The sequence below is a fragment of the Motiliproteus sp. SC1-56 genome (genome assembly GCF_017309075.1).
In the GTDB taxonomy this organism is placed as follows: domain Bacteria; phylum Pseudomonadota; class Gammaproteobacteria; order Pseudomonadales; family Balneatricaceae; genus Motiliproteus.
The window spans coordinates 1-2,574 of the sequence record NZ_JAEMGS010000032.1; the positions used below are offsets into that span (position 1 = coordinate 1).

Sequence of the window (2,574 nt, forward strand, 5' to 3'; positions counted from 1 at the left end):
GTGTGCCGGGGGTTTCTCAGGATAAGGCGCTTGGCGATGACCTACTCTCACATGGGGAGACCCCACACTACCATCGGCGCTGGACCGTTTCACTTCTGAGTTCGGGATGGAGTCAGGTGGTTCCGGACCGCTATGGTCGCCAAGCAAAAAAGGTTGTGGATCCGACCGCCATGGAAAGCTGGCCCCGCGAGCTTCGCGAGTGCTTTGGGTCTGGCGGAAGTGCAGAAAATGCAGGCGCTATTTTCTGCCGATTGAAGTCTTGAATCTGTTCGTGTTCGACCGTTTTATCTGGCTTGTCGTATCAGTGTGCCGATAACACCGCTTTGGTGTTATATGGTCAAGCCGCACGAGCAATTAGTACCGGTTAGCTCAACGCCTCACAACGCTTACACACCCGGCCTATCAACGTCCTGGTCTTGAACGGCTCTTCAGAGGGCTCGAGGCCCTGGTGAGATCTCATCTCGAGGGGGGCTTCCCGCTTAGATGCTTTCAGCGGTTATCCTGTCCGAACGTAGCTACCCGGCAGTGCCACTGGCGTGACAACCGGAACACCAGAGGTTCGTCCACTCCGGTCCTCTCGTACTAGGAGCAGCTCCTCTCAAATCTCAAACGCCCACGGCAGATAGGGACCGAACTGTCTCACGACGTTCTAAACCCAGCTCGCGTACCACTTTAAATGGCGAACAGCCATACCCTTGGGACCGGCTTCAGCCCCAGGATGTGATGAGCCGACATCGAGGTGCCAAACACCGCCGTCGATGTGAACTCTTGGGCGGTATCAGCCTGTTATCCCCGGAGTACCTTTTATCCGTTGAGCGATGGCCCTTCCATACAGAACCACCGGATCACTAAGACCTACTTTCGTACCTGCTCGACGTGTCTGTCTCGCAGTTAAGCGGGCTTATGCCTTTGCACTCAATGCATGATTTCCGACCATGCTGAGCCCACCTTCGTGCTCCTCCGTTACGCTTTGGGAGGAGACCGCCCCAGTCAAACTACCCACCACACACTGTCCCCGATCCGGATAACGGACCTGGGTTAGAACCCCAAACATACCAGGCTGGTATTTCAAGGACGGCTCCACGGTGACTGGCGTCACCGCTTCAAAGCCTCCCAGCTATCCTACACAAGTAGGTTCAGAGTTCAGTGTGAAGCTGTAGTAAAGGTTCACGGGGTCTTTCCGTCTAGCCGCGGGTACGCTGCATCTTAACAGCGAGTTCAATTTCACTGAGTCTCGGGTGGAGACAGTGTGGCCATCATTACGCCATTCGTGCAGGTCGGAACTTACCCGACAAGGAATTTCGCTACCTTAGGACCGTTATAGTTACGGCCGCCGTTTACTTGGGCTTCGATCAAGAGCTTCGCCGAAGCTAACCCCATCAATTAACCTTCAAGCACCGGGCAGGCGTCACACCCTATACGTCCACTTTCGTGTTTGCAGAGTGCTGTGTTTTTAATAAACAGTTGCAGCCACCTGGTCACTTCGACCGGCCTCAGCTTAGGGAGCAAGTCCCATCACCAAAACCGGCGTACCTTCTCCCGAAGTTACGGTACCATTTTGCCTAGTTCCTTCACCCGAGTTCTCTCAAGCGCCTTGGTATTCTCTACCTACCCACCTGTGTCGGTTTGGGGTACGGTCTCACATAAGCTGAAGCTTAGAGGCTTTTCCTGGAAGCATGGCATCAACCACTTCGCTCAAAAGAGAGCTCGTCATCGGTTCTCGGCCTTAGGATCCCGGATTTACCTAAGATCCCAGCCTACTACCTTAAACGCGGACAACCAACGCCGCGCTGGCCTAGCCTTCTCCGTCCCCCCATCGCACTTATGTGAGGTGCAGGAATATTAACCTGCTTCCCATCGACTACGCATTTCTGCCTCGCCTTAGGGGCCGACTCACCCTGCCCTGATTAGCATTGGACAGGAAACCTTGGGTTTCCGGCGAGGGTGTTTTTCACACCCTTTATCGTTACTCATGTCAGCATTCGCACTTCTGATACCTCCAGGCTGCCTCACAGCTTACCCTTCAACGGCTTACAGAACGCTCCTCTACCATGCCTTACGGCATCCGTAGCTTCGGTGTACAGTTTGAGCCCCGTTATATCTTCCGCGCGGGCCGACTCGACTAGTGAGCTATTACGCTTTCTTTAAAGGGTGGCTGCTTCTAAGCCAACCTCCTAGCTGTCTAAGCCTTCCCACATCGTTTCCCACTTAACTGTAACTTTGGGACCTTAGCTGACGGTCTGGGTTGTTTCCCTTTCCACGACGGACGTTAGCACCCGCCGTGTGTCTCCCGTGATTGCACTCATGGGTATTCGGAGTTTGCATCGGGTTGGTAAGTCGGGATGACCCCCTAGCCGAAACAGTGCTCTACCCCCCATGGTGAGACACGAGGCGCTACCTAAATAGCTTTCGAGGAGAACCAGCTATCTCCGGGCTTGATTAGCCTTTCACTCCGATCCACAGGTCATCTCCGCATTTTTCAACATACGTGAGTTCGGTCCTCCAGTTGATGTTACTCAACCTTCAACCTGCCCATGGATAGATCGCCCGGTTTCGGGTCTAATCCCAGCAACT

The 2,574-nt window shown here is 54.1% G+C and carries 2 rRNA genes; both read right to left on the minus strand.

Going from position 1 to position 2,574, the window contains the following annotated elements:
- Positions 1–28 precede the first annotated feature (28 nt).
- Positions 29–144, minus strand: a 5S ribosomal RNA gene (gene rrf / locus JGZ97_RS17990).
- A 189-nt stretch (positions 145–333) separates the two neighbouring features.
- Positions 334–2,574: ribosomal RNA gene (locus JGZ97_RS17995) — 23S ribosomal RNA — on the minus strand; the annotation flags it as partial.